Origin of the sequence: Pseudomonas sp. W2Jun17, from assembly GCF_023127795.1 — a bacterium.
Classification (GTDB): Bacteria; Pseudomonadota; Gammaproteobacteria; order Pseudomonadales; family Pseudomonadaceae; genus Aquipseudomonas; species Aquipseudomonas synxantha_A.
In genome coordinates, this window is sequence record NZ_SPKO01000007.1 from 541,295 (window position 1) to 558,268 (window position 16,974).

General features: G+C 60.2%; 14 protein-coding genes. 11 read left to right on the forward strand and 3 right to left on the reverse strand.

What is annotated here, in order from left to right; genetic code table 11:
• The first annotated feature begins 169 nt into the window (after window positions 1-169).
• From E4O98_RS05910 to E4O98_RS05960, 11 genes are all read left to right on the forward strand, one after another.
• Window positions 170-1,024 carry an MIP/aquaporin family protein gene (locus E4O98_RS05910; protein ID WP_032877537.1) on the forward strand — a complete coding sequence of 285 codons (855 nt, stop codon included), beginning with the start codon at window positions 170-172 and terminating at the stop codon, window positions 1,022-1,024.
• A gap of 76 nt (window positions 1,025-1,100) precedes the next feature.
• On the forward strand, window positions 1,101-2,606 hold the full coding sequence (glpK, locus tag E4O98_RS05915) for a glycerol kinase GlpK (protein WP_005785253.1): 1,506 nt from the start codon (window positions 1,101-1,103) through the stop codon (window positions 2,604-2,606).
• A 73-nt stretch (window positions 2,607-2,679) separates the two neighbouring features.
• A complete protein-coding gene (locus E4O98_RS05920) occupies window positions 2,680-3,435 on the forward strand; it encodes a DeoR/GlpR family transcriptional regulator (protein WP_003188962.1) in 756 nt (251 codons plus the stop codon).
• Window positions 3,436-3,711: 276 nt separating this feature from the next.
• On the forward strand, window positions 3,712-5,250 hold the full coding sequence (glpD, locus tag E4O98_RS05925) for a glycerol-3-phosphate dehydrogenase (protein WP_228309395.1): 1,539 nt from the start codon (window positions 3,712-3,714) through the stop codon (window positions 5,248-5,250).
• Window positions 5,251-5,612: 362 nt separating this feature from the next.
• On the forward strand, window positions 5,613-6,539 hold the full coding sequence (locus E4O98_RS05930; RefSeq protein ID WP_005785249.1) for a glutamate/aspartate ABC transporter substrate-binding protein: 927 nt from the start codon (window positions 5,613-5,615) through the stop codon (window positions 6,537-6,539).
• 193 nt (window positions 6,540-6,732) lie between these two features.
• Window positions 6,733-7,479, forward strand: a complete 747-nt coding sequence (locus tag E4O98_RS05935) for an amino acid ABC transporter permease (RefSeq protein WP_003188956.1) — start codon at window positions 6,733-6,735, stop codon at window positions 7,477-7,479.
• Window positions 7,479-8,150 carry an ABC transporter permease subunit gene (locus tag E4O98_RS05940; RefSeq protein WP_003188954.1) on the forward strand — a complete coding sequence of 224 codons (672 nt, stop codon included), beginning with the start codon at window positions 7,479-7,481 and terminating at the stop codon, window positions 8,148-8,150. Before E4O98_RS05935 ends, E4O98_RS05940 begins: the two co-directional genes overlap by 1 nt.
• Window positions 8,147-8,881 carry an amino acid ABC transporter ATP-binding protein gene (locus E4O98_RS05945; RefSeq protein WP_003188952.1) on the forward strand — a complete coding sequence of 245 codons (735 nt, stop codon included), beginning with the start codon at window positions 8,147-8,149 and terminating at the stop codon, window positions 8,879-8,881. The genes E4O98_RS05940 and E4O98_RS05945 overlap by 4 nt, the downstream gene beginning before the upstream one ends.
• A 170-nt stretch (window positions 8,882-9,051) precedes the next feature.
• Window positions 9,052-10,953: a sensor histidine kinase gene (locus E4O98_RS05950; protein ID WP_228309394.1), complete on the forward strand. Its 1,902-nt coding sequence runs from the start codon at window positions 9,052-9,054 to the stop codon at window positions 10,951-10,953.
• The gene (locus E4O98_RS05955) at window positions 10,950-12,287 is read left to right on the forward strand and encodes a sigma-54 dependent transcriptional regulator (RefSeq protein ID WP_032877540.1); all 1,338 of its coding nucleotides are present in this window, start codon (window positions 10,950-10,952) and stop codon (window positions 12,285-12,287) included. The genes E4O98_RS05950 and E4O98_RS05955 overlap by 4 nt, the downstream gene beginning before the upstream one ends.
• Entirely contained in the window at window positions 12,287-12,625 is a 339-nt protein-coding gene (locus tag E4O98_RS05960) for a GlpM family protein (RefSeq protein ID WP_005785241.1), read from the forward strand. The genes E4O98_RS05955 and E4O98_RS05960 overlap by 1 nt, the downstream gene beginning before the upstream one ends.
• A 59-nt stretch (window positions 12,626-12,684) precedes the next feature.
• On the opposite strand, the gene E4O98_RS05965 is transcribed toward E4O98_RS05960, so the two are convergent.
• Genes E4O98_RS05965 through E4O98_RS05975 form a run of 3 tightly spaced genes read right to left on the reverse strand, consistent with a single transcriptional unit; the run spans window position 12,685 to window position 16,974 of the window.
• Complete coding sequence (locus E4O98_RS05965; RefSeq protein WP_005785239.1) at window positions 12,685-14,082, reverse strand: sigma-54 dependent transcriptional regulator; 1,398 nt, start codon at window positions 14,080-14,082, stop codon at window positions 12,685-12,687.
• Window positions 14,072-15,850, reverse strand: a complete 1,779-nt coding sequence (locus E4O98_RS05970) for a HAMP domain-containing sensor histidine kinase (protein ID WP_078820407.1) — start codon at window positions 15,848-15,850, stop codon at window positions 14,072-14,074. Before E4O98_RS05970 ends, E4O98_RS05965 begins: the two co-directional genes overlap by 11 nt.
• Window positions 15,850-16,974, reverse strand: coding sequence for a GNAT family N-acetyltransferase (locus E4O98_RS05975; protein WP_032877545.1), 1,125 nt, complete (start codon window positions 16,972-16,974; stop codon window positions 15,850-15,852). Before E4O98_RS05975 ends, E4O98_RS05970 begins: the two co-directional genes overlap by 1 nt.

The following is a 16,974-nucleotide window of genomic DNA, read 5'->3' on the forward strand; positions in this document are numbered from 1 at the left end:
ACAGCGGTCATTCTTGTCTATATTTTTTCGTTTCCGAATACTGTAGGAATAGTCCATCAGTGCTCCAGCAGTAAGCCGCGGCTAAGGATGGGGATCCTCGTCACGGTGAAAATCGCGCAACCGCCCGTTGAGGCAGTGCGCCAGACAAGAACAACAACTGAGGTTTTCCATGACAACTGCTCTTCAACAGCCTTCACTTTCGAGCCAATGCATGGCCGAGTTCCTGGGCACTGCGCTGCTGATCTTCTTCGGTACCGGTTGCGTCGCTGCGCTCAAGGTCGCGGGTGCGAGCTTTGGGTTATGGGAAATCAGCATCATCTGGGGGATCGGTGTCAGCATGGCGATCTACCTGAGTGCCGGTATATCCGGGGCTCACCTCAACCCGGCGGTAAGTATCGCCCTGTGCCTTTTTGCCGACTTCGAAAAACGCAAACTGCCCTTCTATATTCTCGCCCAGGTCGCCGGCGCATTCTGCTCCGCCGCACTGGTGTACACGCTCTACAGCAATCTTTTTTTCGATTACGAACAAACCCACCAGATGGTCCGTGGCTCCCAGGCCAGCCTGGAACTGGCGTCGGTGTTCTCCACCTACCCCCATGCATTGCTGAGCACGGCCCAGGCATTCCTGGTGGAAATGGTCATCACCGCAATATTGATGGGCGTGATCATGGCCCTCACCGACGACAACAACGGCCTGCCTCGCGGCCCACTGGCCCCGCTGCTGATCGGTTTATTGATCGCCGTGATTGGTAGCGCCATGGGCCCGCTGACCGGCTTTGCGATGAACCCGGCACGGGACTTCGGGCCCAAGCTGATGACCTTTTTCGCCGGTTGGGGTGAAATGGCCTTTACTGGCGGTCGCGATATTCCTTACTTCCTGGTACCGATATTCGCCCCGATTGTCGGTGCTTGCCTCGGTGCTGCCGCCTATCGCGGGCTGATCGCTCGCCACCTGCCGAGCGCAGCACCTGCTATAGCTGAAACACCTGACACGGCTGTCGACGGCAAGACTCGTATTTCCTGAAAGCGCCAGCCTGGTCCCCTGCCCTTCACGGCCCAGGCTGATTTCTGACTTCCTTATTTCGTTCAAGGCAATTGACATGACCGACCTTCAGAATAAGAACTACATCATTGCCCTCGATCAGGGCACCACCAGTTCGCGGGCGATCATCTTCGATCGCGACGCCAACGTGGTGTGCACCGCGCAACGTGAATTCGTCCAACACTACCCGCAGGCCGGCTGGGTTGAGCATGACCCGATGGAAATCTTCGCCACCCAAAGCGCGGTGATGGTAGAGGCGCTGGCCCAGGCCGGTTTGCACCATGATCAGGTTGCCGCCATCGGTATCACCAACCAGCGTGAAACCACCGTGGTCTGGGATAAAATCACCGGTCGCCCGATCTACAACGCCATCGTCTGGCAGTGCCGACGCAGCACCGAAATTTGCCAGCAACTCAAGCGAGACGGCCATGAGCAGTACATCAGCGACACTACCGGTCTGGTTACCGACCCGTACTTCTCCGGCACCAAGCTCAAGTGGATCCTCGACAACGTCGAAGGCAGCCGCGAACGTGCGCGCAATGGCGAGCTGTTGTTCGGCACCGTCGACAGCTGGCTGATCTGGAAATTTACCGGCGGCAAGACCCACGTCACCGACTACACCAACGCGTCGCGCACCATGCTCTTTAACATCCACACACTGGAGTGGGATGCGAAGATGCTGGAAATTCTCGACATCCCGCGGGAAATGCTCCCCGAAGTGAAGTCGTCCTCCGAAATCTACGGCCGCACCAAAAGTGGCATCGCCATTGGCGGTATTGCCGGTGACCAACAGGCCGCGCTGTTCGGCCAGATGTGCGTCGAAGCCGGCCAGGCCAAGAACACCTATGGCACCGGTTGCTTCCTGCTGATGAACACCGGCGACAAGGCGGTGAAATCCAAGCACGGCATGCTCACCACCATCGCCTGCGGCCCCCGCGGTGAAGTGGCTTACGCTCTGGAAGGCGCGGTATTCAATGGTGGCTCCACTGTGCAATGGCTGCGTGACGAACTGAAAATCATCAACGACGCCCACGACACCGAATACTTCGCCGGCAAGGTCAAGGACAGCAACGGCGTGTATCTGGTACCCGCCTTTACCGGCCTGGGCGCACCGTACTGGGACCCGTATGCCCGTGGCGCGCTGTTCGGCCTGACACGAGGCGTACGCGTGGACCACATCATTCGTGCGGCGCTGGAGTCGATTGCCTACCAGACCCGCGACGTACTCGACGCCATGCAGCAGGACTCGGGCGAACGCCTCAAGGCCCTGCGCGTGGACGGTGGTGCGGTCGCCAACAACTTCCTGATGCAATTTCAGGCCGACATCCTCGGCACTCAGGTCGAACGCCCACAAATGCGCGAGACTACTGCCCTCGGCGCCGCCTACCTGGCTGGCCTGGCGTGTGGCTTCTGGGGCAGCCTGGAGGAGTTGCGTGGCAAGGCGGTGATCGAGCGCGAGTTCGAACCACAGCTGGATGAAGCGGCCAAAGAGAAACTCTACGCCGGCTGGCAAAAAGCGGTGAGCCGCACCCGTGACTGGGAACCGCACGAAGGCGCTGAATAAGGTTGTAACTGGCAGGGAGCGGATTCCTGCGTCATCATGGGCCACTTTTGTATGGCAGCCCAAAGGACGCCCCATGAATCTGCCTCCCCGCCAACAACAAATCCTCGAACTGGTCCGCGAACGCGGCTACGTCAGTATCGAGGAAATGGCGCAGCTATTCGTTGTCACCCCGCAAACCATCCGCCGCGATATCAACCAACTGGCGGACGCCAATCTGCTGCGCCGCTACCACGGCGGCGCGGCCTATGACTCCAGTGTCGAGAACACCGCGTACGCCATGCGGGCCGATCAGATGCGTGACGAGAAGCAACGCATCGGCGAAGCGATCGCCGCTCAGATTCCCGATCATGCCTCGCTGTTCATCAACATCGGCACCACCACCGAATCCATCGCTCGTGCGCTGCTCAATCACAGCCACCTGAAAATCATCACCAATAACCTCAACGTCGCCACCATGCTCAGTGCCAAGGACGACTTCGATGTGTTGCTGACCGGCGGCAACGTGCGCCGCGATGGCGGCGTGGTGGGCCAGGCCAGTGTCGATTTCATCAATCAGTTCAAGGTCGACTTTGCCCTGGTCGGTATCAGCGGGATCGACGAGGACGGCAGCCTGCTGGACTTCGATTATCAGGAGGTGCGGGTTTCCCAGGCCATCATCGCCAATGCGCGGCAGGTGATCCTGGCGGCGGACTCCAGCAAATTCGGGCGCAATGCAATGATTCGCCTGGGGCCCATCAGCCTGGTGGATTGCCTGGTGACTGACCAGCAGCCGGTGCCCGCATTGGTGCAAGTGTTAAATGAGCATAAGGTGCGGCTCGAGGTCGTGTAGCGCCTGCACTGCCGCCATCGGGAGCAAGCCCCCTCCCACATTTTGAGCTGTGAACACATACCAAAGTGGGAGGGGGCTTGCTCCCGATGGCGATCTATCCAGCACTCAACCTCTTGAGTCTTCCCCCGACTCATGTTCACAAATTTTCCTTTTCCTGCCCTTCGATGAGTTTTTTCAATCGAAGTCAGCTGGCTGTGCCCGCATTTATCAGCTACCATTTTCGCAAATGAACATTAATGTTCGAATTCCAAGACGAAAAGATCGCGAGGCTAGCCGATGAACCCTTCCACCTTGCCTGCTCCACCGCTTGCCGAAGTCTATGACGTTGCCGTAATTGGCGGCGGGATCAACGGCGTCGGCATTGCAGCAGACGCAGCCGGGCGCGGTTTGTCGGTATTCCTTTGCGAAAAGGATGACTTGGCAAGCCACACGTCTTCGGCCAGCAGCAAGCTGATCCACGGTGGCCTGCGTTATCTGGAACATTACGAATTCCGCCTGGTGCGTGAAGCCCTCGCCGAGCGTGAAGTACTGCTGGCCAAGGCCCCGCACATCGTCAAGCAAATGCGCTTCGTACTGCCACACCGCCCGCACCTGCGCCCGGCGTGGATGATTCGTGCCGGTCTGTTCCTCTATGACCACTTGGGCAAGCGCGAAAAGCTGGCGGGCTCCAAAAGCCTCAAGTTCGGCGCCGACAGCCCGCTCAAAAGCGAAATCACCAAGGGCTTTGAATACTCCGACTGCTGGGTCGACGACGCCCGCCTGGTGGTACTCAACGCCATGGCTGCCCGCGAGAAAGGCGCGCACATCCACACCCAGACTCGTTGCGTCAGCGCCAAGCGCAGCAACGGCATGTGGGAAATGAACATGGAACGTGCCGACGGCAGCCTGTTCTCGATCCGCGCACGCGCGCTGGTGAATGCCGCCGGCCCGTGGGTAGCCAAATTCATCAGGGACGACCTGAAGCTGGATTCGCCTTACGGCATCCGCTTGATCCAGGGCAGCCACCTGATCGTGCCAAGACTGTACGAGGGCGCCCACGCGCATATCCTGCAGAACGAAGACCAACGCATCGTCTTCACCATTCCGTACCTGAACCACCTGACCATCATCGGCACCACCGACCGCGAATACACGGGCGACCCGGCTAAAGTAGCGATTACCGAAGGTGAAACCGACTACATGCTCAAAGTGGTCAACGCGCACTTCAAGAAGCAGCTGAGCCGCGAGGATATCGTCCACACGTATTCCGGCGTGCGCCCACTGTGCAATGACGAGTCGGACAACCCATCGGCCATTACGCGTGACTACACCCTGTCGCTGTCCGGCGGCTCCGGCGAAGCGCCGATCCTGTCGGTATTCGGCGGCAAGCTGACCACCTATCGCAAGCTGGCCGAATCGGCCATGGCCCAACTGGCGCCGTACTTTACCCAGATGCGCCCAAGCTGGACCGCCACCGCCAGCCTGCCCGGCGGCGAAAACATGAGCACGCCTGAAGCGCTGGCCGAATCCATCCGCAACAAGTTCGACTGGGTGCCGAGCGAGATCGCCCGTCGCTGGTCCACCACTTATGGCAGCCGCACCTGGCGCCTATTGGAAGGCGTGCAATCGCTGGCCGACCTCGGTGACCACCTGGGTGGCGGCCTGTATACCCGCGAAGTCGACTACCTGTGCGCCGAAGAGTGGGTGACCCAACCGCAGGACGTGCTGTGGCGCCGTACCAAGCTTGGCCTGTTCACCACACCGCAGGAGCAGGAAAACCTGCAGCGTTACCTGTCCAAGGTCGAGCAGAGCCGCAGCAAGATCGAAGCGGCCTGACCGCCCAATTGTAGGAGCGAGCTTGCTCGCGAAAAACCTGAGAGCGCCGCGTTTATTCAGCATAAACGCGGCGTTTTTGCGTTTTTCGCGAGCAAGCTCGCCCCTACGGACTATTCGGTTTTCCGAACACACCCCTCCACCCTATTCGGTTTGCCGGACCTCCGCCTGAAAATATCGCCGAAACAAAAAGTTAATCTCCATATAAATCATGTAGTTACCCTTTTATTTTCGGTATGGCACGACTCATGCTCTACACTCTCTGACGATTACCTGAGGCGCCTTAGGAGCCGTCACGGGCATTCGCTATACAAGAGAGCCGTTCACCTGGCTTCATAAAAAAAACAAATGTCGAGGAAGTATTGATGCGTATCGTTCCCCATATCCTGGGCGCAGCTATCGCTGCTGCTCTGATCAGCACTCCAGTTTTCGCCGCAGAACTCACCGGCACGCTGAAGAAAATCAACGACTCCGGCACCATCACTCTCGCTCACCGCGACAGCTCTATTCCGTTTTCCTACATTGCGGATGGTTCGGGCAAACCCGTGGGCTACTCCCACGACATTCAGTTGGCCGTCGTTGAACAACTGAAAAAAGACCTGAACAAACCCGACCTGAAAGCCAAATACAACCTGGTGACCTCGCAAACCCGTATCCCGTTGATCCAGAACGGCACCGCGGATCTGGAGTGCGGCTCCACCACCAACAACGCCGAACGCGCCCAGCAAGTCGACTTCACCGTCAACATCTTCGAAATCGGCACCCGCCTGCTGGTCAAGAAAGACAAGGAAGGCAAGCCGTCCTACGCTGACTTTGCCGACCTCAAAGGCAAGAACGTCGTGACCACCGCCGGCACCACGTCCGAGCGCATCATCAAGGCGATGAACGCCGACAAGCAGATGGGCATGAACGTTATCTCTGCCAAAGACCACGGCGAATCCTTCCAGATGCTCGAAAGCGGCCGTGCCGTTGCGTTCATGATGGACGACGCGCTGCTGGCCGGTGAAGAAGCCAAGGCCAAGAAGCCGGATGACTGGGTTATCACCGGCACTCCGCAGTCCTTCGAAGCCTATGCTTGCATGGTTCGCAAAGGCGACCCGGACTTCAAGAAAGCCGTGGATGACGCCATTGTCGCCCTGTACAAGTCCGGCGAGATCAACAAGATCTACGCCAAATGGTTCGAAAGCCCAATCCCACCGAAGGGCCTGAACCTGAACTTCCCGATGAGCGACAAGGTCAAGGAGCTGATCGCCAACCCAAGCGACAAACCAGCGCCAGAAGTAAAAATCTGATACCTGACTAAGCTTATCTCCTGAGGGAGCCAACCCTCCCTCAGGCGTCTGTAATTACCTGCTAGCTTCAACTTGGAACACTCGACCTGGCGGTTTTCGAGCCGATCGCGTGTGCCTGGCATTCATTGTCGGGCGGAAAAGGATCTTCCCAAGCGGGTGCTTGTACATCGATCGATCTCGAGGGGAGACCCTAATGAATTACAACTGGGACTGGGGCGTGTTCTTCAAGTCCACCGGCGTGGGCAGCGAGACTTATCTCGACTGGTACCTCTCCGGGCTGGGCTGGACCATCGCCATCGCCATCGTGGCATGGATTATCGCCTTGCTGCTGGGCTCCATTCTGGGGGTCATGCGCACGGTGCCAAACCGCCTCGTGTCGGGCATTGCGACCTGCTACGTAGAACTGTTTCGTAACGTGCCGCTGCTGGTTCAGCTGTTCATCTGGTACTTCCTGGTACCGGACATGCTGCCGCAAAACCTGCAGGACTGGTACAAACAAGACCTGAACCCGACCACCTCGGCCTACCTGAGCGTTGTGGTGTGCCTGGGCCTGTTCACCGCCGCCCGTGTGTGTGAGCAAGTACGTACAGGCATCCAGGCGCTGCCACGTGGCCAGGAATCCGCCGCGCGCGCCATGGGCTTCAAGCTGCCGCAGATCTACTGGAACGTGCTGCTGCCCCAGGCGTATCGCATCATCATTCCACCGCTTACCTCCGAATTCCTCAACGTGTTCAAGAACTCCTCCGTGGCGTCCTTGATCGGCTTGATGGAACTGCTGGCGCAAACCAAACAGACCGCCGAGTTTTCGGCCAACCTGTTTGAAGCCTTCACCCTGGCCACGCTGATCTACTTCACCCTGAACATGAGCCTGATGCTGCTGATGCGCGTAGTGGAGAAGAAAGTCGCAGTGCCCGGCCTGATCTCCGTGGGGGGTAAATAATGGACTTCGATTTCAGCGGCATCATCCCCGCCATCCCGGGCCTGTGGAACGGCATGGTCATGACCTTGAAGCTGATGGTCATGGGCGTGGTCGGCGGCATCATCATCGGGACCATCCTGGCCCTGATGCGCTTGTCGTCCAATAAACTGCTGTCGCGTGTGGCCGGCGCCTATGTGAACTACTTCCGCTCGATCCCGCTGCTGCTGGTGATCACCTGGTTCTACCTGGCGGTGCCGTTCGTACTGCGCTGGATCACCGGCGAAGACACGCCGATCGGTGCGTTCACTTCCTGCGTCGTGGCATTCATGATGTTCGAGGCTGCGTACTTCTGCGAAATCGTGCGGGCCGGCGTGCAGTCGATCCCCAAGGGCCAGATGGCAGCGGCACAAGCGATGGGCATGACCTACGGCCAGACCATGCGTCTGATCATCCTGCCCCAGGCGTTCCGCAAGATGACGCCGTTGCTGCTGCAACAGTCGATCATCCTGTTCCAGGACACCTCCCTGGTCTACACCGTGGGCCTGGTGGACTTCCTCAACTCCGCCCGCTCCAACGGCGACATCATCGGCCGCTCCAATGAGTTCCTGATCTTTGCCGGTGTCGTCTACTTCATCATCAGCTTTTCCGCCTCGCTGCTGGTCAAGCGTCTGCAAAAAAGGTTTGCCGTATGATCTCTATCAAGAACATCAACAAGTGGTATGGCGACTTCCAGGTGCTGACCGATTGCAGCACCGAGGTTAAAAAAGGCGAAGTGATCGTGGTGTGCGGGCCCTCCGGCTCGGGCAAGTCCACCCTGATCAAGTGCGTCAACGCGCTGGAACCGTTCCAGAAGGGCGACATTGTGGTCGATGGCACCTCCATCGCCGACCCGAAGACCAACCTGCCAAAACTGCGTTCACGCGTTGGCATGGTGTTCCAGCACTTCGAGCTGTTCCCGCACCTGACTATCACTGAAAACCTGACCATCGCGCAGATCAAGGTGCTGGGCCGCAGCAAGGAAGAAGCCACCAAGAAGGGCCTGCAACTGCTCGACCGCGTGGGCTTGTCGGCACACGCCCACAAGCATCCTGGCCAGCTCTCCGGCGGCCAGCAGCAACGTGTGGCGATTGCCCGCGCCCTGGCCATGGACCCGATCGTCATGCTGTTCGACGAGCCGACCTCGGCGCTGGACCCGGAAATGGTCAACGAAGTGCTCGACGTGATGGTGCAACTGGCCCATGAAGGCATGACCATGATGTGCGTGACCCACGAAATGGGCTTCGCCCGCAAAGTGGCCGACCGCGTGATCTTCATGGACGCCGGCAAGATCATCGAAGACTGCCCGAAAGAAGAGTTCTTCGGCGACATCAGCGCACGCTCCGAACGTGCGCAGCACTTCCTTGAGAAAATCCTGCAGCACTAAGTACTAAACAGCTCCCACTGTAGGAATATGGCCAATGTGGGAGGGGGCTTGCCCCCGATAGCGGTGGATCAGTCACAGATGTATCGACTGACACACTGCTATCGGGGGCAAGCCCCCTCCCACACTGGATCGCACAGGCTGGCAGCTCTGGTTGACCCAAGGCATCTGTGATGAAATGCGACCCCAATCAATATCGCGCCGCGCCGCCATCACTTGCCGTGAAGCCTCGTCTGATACGCCAACTGTTCCTGCCGCCGTTGATCATCGCCCTGATGATCGGCCTGGGTTATATCGGCTTTTGGGTCAGCGAGTACTATGGTATCCGCACCCTCAGCGACAACGGCGAACGCCAGTTGGAGTTGCACGCCCGCACCGTCGAAAGTGAACTGAGCAAATACACCTACCTGCCCAGCCTGCTGGAGCTGGAGTCCAGCGTGTCGCAATTGCTGGCCGAGCCGAACCAGGAAACCCGCAAAACGGTCAACGACTACCTTGAGGGCCTGAATCGTCGCAGTCGCAGCCGCGCCATCTACGTGATGGACACCACCGGCCGCGTGCTGGCCACCAGTAACTGGCGCGATGCCGACAGTTACCAGGGTGAGGACCTGTCTTTTCGCGCCTATTTCCAGAATGCCGTACGCGGCCAGCCCGGCCGTTTCTACGGTATCGGCAGCACCAACGGCGAACCCGGCTATTACCTGGCCCATGGCCTGGAAGAGCACGGCAAGATCATCGGCGTCGCCGTGGTCAAGGTGCGCCTCGAAGCCCTCGAAGAACGCTGGCAGCGCGCCCGTCTCGAGGCGTTCGTGAGCGACGAGAATGGCATCATCATTCTGTCCAGTGACCCGGCGCGCCGCCTCAAGGCTGTACGCCCGCTGAGCGATGACACCAAGGATCGCCTGGCCCACAGCCTGCAATATTACTGGGCGACGCTCAATGAACTGCAACCCCTGGCCCGCGAGCGCCTGAACGAAGGCACCGAGAAACTGACCTTCCCGGCCAATTCGGAAGTGGTCAACGACCAGCACGCCGTCAGCTACCTGGCGCAAACCCGACCGCTCAACGACACGCCGTGGAATTTCACCCTGCTCACCCCGCTCAATGATCTGCGCCGTGCCGCGATCAATCAGGGCATCCTGGTGGCAGTTGCCTTCGGCCTTGTCGCCTTCCTGCTGATTGCCTGGAACGAGCGACGCAAGGTCATCGCCACCCGCCTCGCCGCTCGGGAAGCCCTGCAGGAAGCCAACAGCCAACTGGAGCGGCGGATCGCCGAACGCACCGCCGACCTGCGCGCCAGTAACGAACGGCTCAAGGGCCAGATCCGCGAACGGCGCCAGGCCGAAGAGACCCTGCGCCGCGCCCAGGACGAACTGGTGCAGGCCGGCAAACTCGCCGCCATCGGCCAGATGTCCACCAGCATCGCCCACGAGTTGAACCAGCCGCTGGCCGCGCTGCGCACCCTGTCCGGCAATACCGTGCGCTTCCTTGAGCGCGGCGCCCTGGACACCGCCAGCACCAACCTCAAGACCATCAACGAACTGATCGACCGCATGGGCCGTATCACCGCCAGCCTGCGCTCGTTCGCCCGGCGCGGCGATGACCAGGGCGAAGCCAGCCTGGGCAAGGCCGTGGACGCTGCGTTCCAGGTGCTGGGCGCACGCCTGGACGGTTTGCCACTGACCTTGCACCGCGACTTCGCACCCGCCCAGTTGCAGATCGACCAGACACGCCTGGAACAGATTCTGGTCAACCTGATCGGTAATGCTCTGGACGCGATGCAGATGCAACCGGCGCCGCAATTGTGGTTGGAGGGCCAGAGTACCGAGGGCAAATACCGCCTGCTGGTACGCGACAATGGTCACGGCATCGCCCCTGAGGCACGCAAGCATTTGTTCGAACCCTTCTTCACCACCAAGCCCGGCGAACAAGGCCTGGGCCTGGGCCTGACCCTGTCCGCGAGCCTCGCAGCCGCGACCGGTGGCAGCCTGGCCGTGGAACACCCGGCCGGTGGTGGTACTGCCTTTGTCCTTAACCTGCCGCTGGCGGGCGCTAAAAAAGTTGAGTCGACATGAATACTGATCCCCAAGAACTGACCGTGCTGATCGTCGAAGATGATCCCCACGTGCTGCTCGGTTGCCAACAGGCCCTGGCGCTGGAAGACATCCACAGCGTCGGCGTGGGCAGCGCCGAAGAAGCGCTCAAACGTATCGGCGAAAACTTTGCCGGCATCGTCATCAGCGATATTCGCCTGCCGGGCATCGATGGTCTGGAGCTGCTGACCCGCCTCAAGGCGTTGGATAAAAGCCTGCCGGTGGTCCTGATTACCGGGCATGGCGATATTTCCATGGCCGTCGGCGCCATGCGCAACGGCGCCTACGATTTCATGGAAAAACCCTTCTCTCCCGAGCGCCTGGTCGATGTTGCCCGTCGCGCCCTGGAGCAGCGTGGGCTGGCGCGAGAGGTCTGGTCACTGCGCCGCCAGTTGGCCGAGCGTGATTCGCTGGAAGGCCGCATCATTGGCCGCTCGCCGGCGATGCAGAACCTGCGCGAGCTGATCGCCAACGTCGCCGACACGTCGGCCAACGTGCTGATCGAAGGTGAGACTGGCACTGGCAAGGAGCTGGTTGCCCGTTGCCTGCATGATTTCAGCCGACGCCACTCCCATCAGTTCGTCGCCTTGAACTGCGGGGGCCTGCCGGAAAACCTGTTCGAAAGCGAAATTTTCGGCCACGAGGCCAATGCCTTCACCGGCGCCGGCAAACGCCGCATCGGCAAGATCGAACACGCCCACCAAGGCACGCTGTTCCTCGATGAAGTGGAAAGTATGCCGATCAACCTGCAGATCAAACTGCTGCGGGTGCTGCAGGAACGCACCCTGGAGCGCCTGGGTTCGAACCAGAGCGTGGCAGTGGATTGCCGGGTAATCGCTGCCACCAAGTCCGACCTCGACGAACTGAGCCGCGCCAACCAGTTCCGCAGCGACCTGTACTACCGCCTCAACGTGGTCACCCTGGAACTGCCGCCTTTGCGCGAGCGGCGCGAAGACATCCTGCAACTGTTCGAACACTTCCTGCAGCAATCGTCGCTGCGCTTCGACCGGGCGGTGCCGGAGCTGGACAACCAGACCTTGTCGAGCCTGATGAGCCACGACTGGCCGGGCAACGTGCGTGAACTGCGCAACGTCGCCGAACGTTTTGCCCTGGGGCTGCCCGCCTTCAAGAAAAGCGGCGCCAGCAGCGGCAACCATGGCCTGGCCTTTACCGAAGCGGTAGAAGCCTTTGAGCGCAACCTGCTGGTGGACGCCCTGCAGCGTAGCGGCGGCAACCTGACCCAGGCCAGCCAGGAATTGGGCATGGCCAAGACCACGCTGTTCGACAAGGTCAAGAAATACGGGTTGAGCCACTGATGGATCTGTTCTTGAAGGCCGCACTTGGCGCGGCGGTGGTGCTGATCCTGGCGGCACTGGCCAAGACCAAAAACTATTACATCGCAGGCTTGGTGCCACTGTTTCCGACCTTCGCGCTGATCGCCCACTACATCGTCGGCAAAGGGCGTTCGGTGGAGGATTTGAAGACCACCATCGTGTTCGGGATGTGGTCGATCATTCCGTACTTCGTGTACCTGGCGACCTTGTATGTGATGGTCGATCGGATGCGGCTGGAGGCATCACTGGCAGTGGCTGCCGTGGCCTGGTTGATGGCCGCGACGATCCTGGTCAGCATCTGGGTTCGCCTCCACTCCTGACTCAACTCGGTCAAAAATGTGGGAGAAAGCCCCCTCCCACATTTTTTGCCCGCCGTGCGTCAGCGGACGATTTTGTCGACTTGAATCCCGAGTTTTTTCAGGCGATACCAGAAACTGCGCTCGGAAATCCCGATCCGCTGCGCCGCCGCGGCCTGCACCCCGTTGCTCTCCTGCAACGCCGCCAGAATGTAGGCTTTCTCCACCTCGGCCAGCGCCGCATCCAGATCCTGCGGCACGCCCGGGCCGTCGCTGAGGATCGCCGTCACATCGCCCTCGCTCGGTTTTGAAGCAAACAGATAACCCGGCAAATCAATATCCTCGATCACCGGCGACGCTGCCACGATGGTCGCGCGCTCCACGCAGTTTTGCAGCTCGCGGATATTGCCCGGCCAGTGATACGCCGCCATCGCCTGCAATGCCTCGGGGCTGAAGCCGGTAATGCGCTTACCGGCGGTGGCGCTCAAGGTCTGGGCGAAATGCCGGGCCAGGGGCGCGATATCTTCCACGCGCTCACGCAGGGCCGGCAATGGAATCGGGAAGACGTTGAGGCGGTAGTAGAGGTCTTCGCGAAACTCTTTGTTCGCCACTGCGTCCAGCAGGTTCTTGTTGGTGGCGGCAATGACCCGCACATCCACCTTGCGCTCGCGTGGATCGCCCACCGGCTCGATGACCCGCTCTTGCAAGGCGCGCAAAATCTTGGCCTGCAACGCCAGGGGCATGTCCCCCACTTCATCGAGGAACAGCGTGCCCTTGTCGGCCTGCATGAAGCGCCCTACCCGGTCGGCCACGGCGCCGGTGAAGGCGCCTTTGCGATGGCCGAACATCTCGCTTTCCAGCAAACCTTCGGGAATCGCCGCGCAGTTGACGGCCACAAAGGGTTTGTCGGCGCGGCTGCCATGCTTGTGGATGGCGCGGGCGACCATTTCCTTGCCGGTGCCGCTTTCGCCGGTCAGCAGGATGGTTGCGCTGCTGTCACGCACCGAATCCACGGCTTGCAGCACCTTGCGAAACGCCGGGCTGTCGCCCACCAGGCTGTCGAACTGCGCATGTTCATCCAGCTCGGCGCGCATCCGCGCGTTATCGCGCATGATGTCGCGAAATTGCAGGGCCTTGGCCACGGTGATATCCAGCTCGTCGATATCGAACGGCTTGGCGATGTAGTCATAGGCACCGTTGCGCATCGACTGCACGGCATTTTTTACCGTGCTGTAGGCGGTCATCACAATCACCGGCACCTGTGGATAGCGCACCTTGATCTCGGCCAGCAATGCCGGCCCGTCCATGCCCGGCATACGCCAGTCGCTGATCACCAGGTCGATGTCCTCCTCGCCCAGCACCTTGAGCGCATGCAGGCCGTTGCCCGCGCTGAACACCTGGATACCGTTCTGGCTCAGGGCCTGGGTCAGCAAATCACAGAGCTTGGGCTCGTCGTCCACCACCAATACGTTATGCGTCATGCCCGTCCTCATCCTCGCCGTCGTCTTCACCGTTAGCCGGAATGTACAGGCTGAAGGTGGCGCCGGCATCTTTCTCACTGGCGCATTCGATGCTGCCGTCGTGACTTTCCATGATCGAATAGACTTTGGCCAGGCCCAGTCCGGTGCCCGATGCCTTGGTGGTGACAAACGGCGTGAAGATACGCTCGACCATATCCGCCGGGATACCCTGGCCCGTATCGGCGATGCTGATCACCGTGTTGTCGCCCACGTTGCGGATGCCCAGGGTCAGGCGCCCGCCTTCAGGCATCGCGTCGATGGCGTTGAGTATCAGATTGAGGCAAGCCTGCTTGAGCTGCTTGGCATCGGCATAGATCGTGGCGTCGGGCGCCTGATCGTCAATCTGTGCATCAATATTGTGAGTGCTCAGCTCCGGGCCGCAGAAACCGAGGATTTCTTCCACCAGGGCACGTGCCGGCTGCAGCACGCGTATCGGTGGATTGGGCTTGGCGAAATCGAGGAACTCGGTAATCAGCTCGTTGATGCGGCTGACCTCGCTGATGACGTACTCCAGGTGACGCTTATCGGTTTCCGCGAGGTCGGCCCGCCGATGCAACAATTGGGTGGCGGTCTTGATGATGCCCAGCGGGTTGCGGATTTCATGGGCCAGGCCCATGGCGACTTCACCCAGGGCATGCAGCCGATCACGCCGGCGTAGTTGGGCTTCCAGGTGGTGCAGTTCGCCGAGGCGCTCGGTCATGTGGTTGAAGGTGCTGCTCAACTGCGCCAGTTCATCACCGCCACTGACCACCACGCGATGCGCGTAACTACCGGAGATCACCGCGTTCACACCTTGGGACAAGTCGCGCAGCGGTTTGGTCAGGCGCTGCGACACCAGCACCCCGGCCGCCAGTGACAGCGCCGAGCTGAGCAGGAAGATCAGCACGAACAGGTTGCTCTGGTTCACCAGCCCTACCAGGCTGGTGTGACGCAACAGGCCGCTGAATATAACGCCTTGCAGTTCGCCGGCATCATTGAAGATCGGCCAGTACAAACCGCTGTACTGGTTAGTGAATTGCTCGCTGGGCTGCTTGGTGCTGCGCAGCGCGGCCTCGACGTTCTTCGGGATGCGCGAAGGGTGATTCTCGAAACGCTGGGTGGAAAATATCTCGGAAAAACCCGCCGGGTTGGCCAGGTACAAACGCAGGTCCAGGGAGTGCACATCGGCCACGCTGGTGAGGAAACTGCTGTCCAGGTAGGTCGCCACCAACAACAGGTAATCAACGCCATCGCGGCTGGTCTCGAAGGTTGACACCACCAGCCCCGTGCTCACCCCCGCGACTTGCACGGTCTGTAGCACGGCATTGCTGGTCAGGTTGATCTGCCTGACGATGTCATCGGCGGCTGTGCTGAACACCACTTTGTGGTCGCTGGTGCGAATCAGCGCGACCACGTCGATATCGGTGGCATCGGCAATGTCGGCGGTCAGCCGGTCATGCTTGGCCGCCTGTTTGGACGACGGTGGGCTGGTATAGCGCAAGAACAGCTTGGCCATGCGCGCGTTGTCATGAAGGATGTCACCGATCTCATCCTTGACGATCTTGGTCGATTCTTGCAGCCAGATACGCACGTTGCTGTCGAAAATCTGCGACAGCGTGGTGGCGGCCAGCTCAGCGGCAATCATGGTCGGAATAACGCTGACCAGCCAGAACGCCAGCACCAGCTTGCGCTGGACGCTCCAACGCGAAATGGCAAAGGGGCGGGCTTTCTGGCGGGTCTTGGTGATCATCAGGTTTCGCTTATCGCAGCAGCCATGGCAGGGTCGGAACGATCCGGTCGAATAAACAGTTTTACAAGCTTGAGCAGGCCGTTGACCAGCCGGTTGCGGTGGCGGAAGAACAGGCTGTTGCCCTCGAACTCGCACCCCAGCCGCAGTTTACTGGCATACCCGGCCTGGCCGCACTCGTACACCGGGATATTGTGCTCAATACAATAGTCGACATTGGTCAGCCAACTGCGAAAGTACAGGTTGTACTCACGGCTGAATTCGATGTCGTGGCCAAAGAACTTATCCACCAGCCGCTGCTCATCCAGCAGGATCAGGTTGAACGCCACCAGGCGTTCGTCCACCCAGTAAAGAACACAGACCGCCCGTTCGTGAAGGTGTTCAAGCACGCCGGTGAAGTAAGCGGCAGGCAGGCGCTCGAACTGCAGATCTGCGCGCGCAAGCGTGGCCTCGTACAGGCGCATGATCTGGGGCAGCACATCATCGACGTTGTGCCGCCACTCGATGCGCGGCCCGGGTGCCCGTAGCTTGCGACGCAGGTCCTTGCGCGTGGATTTGCCCAGCGAGCCCAGGTACGCATCCACCGACCCATAGGGCAACGGCAACACCCCGGTCGGCAAGCTCGGCATGGTCTGAAAGCCGGCCGCACGACAACTGTCGGCCCAATGCGGGTCGTTGGTCGGCGCGTCCTTGACCGCCACCAGCCCAATACCGAAATGGTCGGCATCCCGACGCGCAGCCGCCAGTAACTGGCGCAACAACAACGCGCGGCGGGCCTCGGGCACATGGCTGGCGACCCCCGCATCACAACGCTCAGCCACCGGCGAACCAATGGCGTACAGCGCCAATTGCAAAGCCTGCGGCCACAGGCGAGCCAGGCGTTCGGTCACGCGCTTGCCCGCCCCCGACACCGTGGTGTCTAGGCGATAATGGGTAATGAACGCAGCAGCCACAGCCACTAACGTTTCATCTTCGTAGACCGCCAGGTAACGCCACTGAAAATCATCGATAGCGGCGTTTTCTACAGCCAGGTAATAGTCCCAATCCTCCAGGGCACCGGGAAAACAATCATTCCAGGCATCGCGCTGGATCGCCCGGATGGTCGGGAAGGCTTGGGTGGTTATCAC

Bases quoted from the DNA above. Each gene is read 5' to 3' on its own strand.
- E4O98_RS05910 (WP_032877537.1), top strand. From the start codon at position 170: ATGACAACTGCTCTTCAACAGCCTTCACTTTCGAGCCAATGCATGGCC.
- glpK (WP_005785253.1), top strand. From the start codon at position 1,101: ATGACCGACCTTCAGAATAAGAACTACATCATTGCCCTCGATCAGGGC.
- E4O98_RS05920 (WP_003188962.1), top strand. From the start codon at position 2,680: ATGAATCTGCCTCCCCGCCAACAACAAATCCTCGAACTGGTCCGCGAA.
- glpD (WP_228309395.1), top strand. From the start codon at position 3,712: ATGAACCCTTCCACCTTGCCTGCTCCACCGCTTGCCGAAGTCTATGAC.
- E4O98_RS05930 (WP_005785249.1), top strand. From the start codon at position 5,613: ATGCGTATCGTTCCCCATATCCTGGGCGCAGCTATCGCTGCTGCTCTG.
- E4O98_RS05935 (WP_003188956.1), top strand. From the start codon at position 6,733: ATGAATTACAACTGGGACTGGGGCGTGTTCTTCAAGTCCACCGGCGTG.
- E4O98_RS05940 (WP_003188954.1), top strand. From the start codon at position 7,479: ATGGACTTCGATTTCAGCGGCATCATCCCCGCCATCCCGGGCCTGTGG.
- E4O98_RS05945 (WP_003188952.1), top strand. From the start codon at position 8,147: ATGATCTCTATCAAGAACATCAACAAGTGGTATGGCGACTTCCAGGTG.
- E4O98_RS05950 (WP_228309394.1), top strand. From the start codon at position 9,052: ATGAAATGCGACCCCAATCAATATCGCGCCGCGCCGCCATCACTTGCC.
- E4O98_RS05955 (WP_032877540.1), top strand. From the start codon at position 10,950: ATGAATACTGATCCCCAAGAACTGACCGTGCTGATCGTCGAAGATGAT.
- E4O98_RS05960 (WP_005785241.1), top strand. From the start codon at position 12,287: ATGGATCTGTTCTTGAAGGCCGCACTTGGCGCGGCGGTGGTGCTGATC.
- E4O98_RS05965 (WP_005785239.1), bottom strand. From the start codon at position 14,082: ATGACGCATAACGTATTGGTGGTGGACGACGAGCCCAAGCTCTGTGAT.
- E4O98_RS05970 (WP_078820407.1), bottom strand. From the start codon at position 15,850: ATGATCACCAAGACCCGCCAGAAAGCCCGCCCCTTTGCCATTTCGCGT.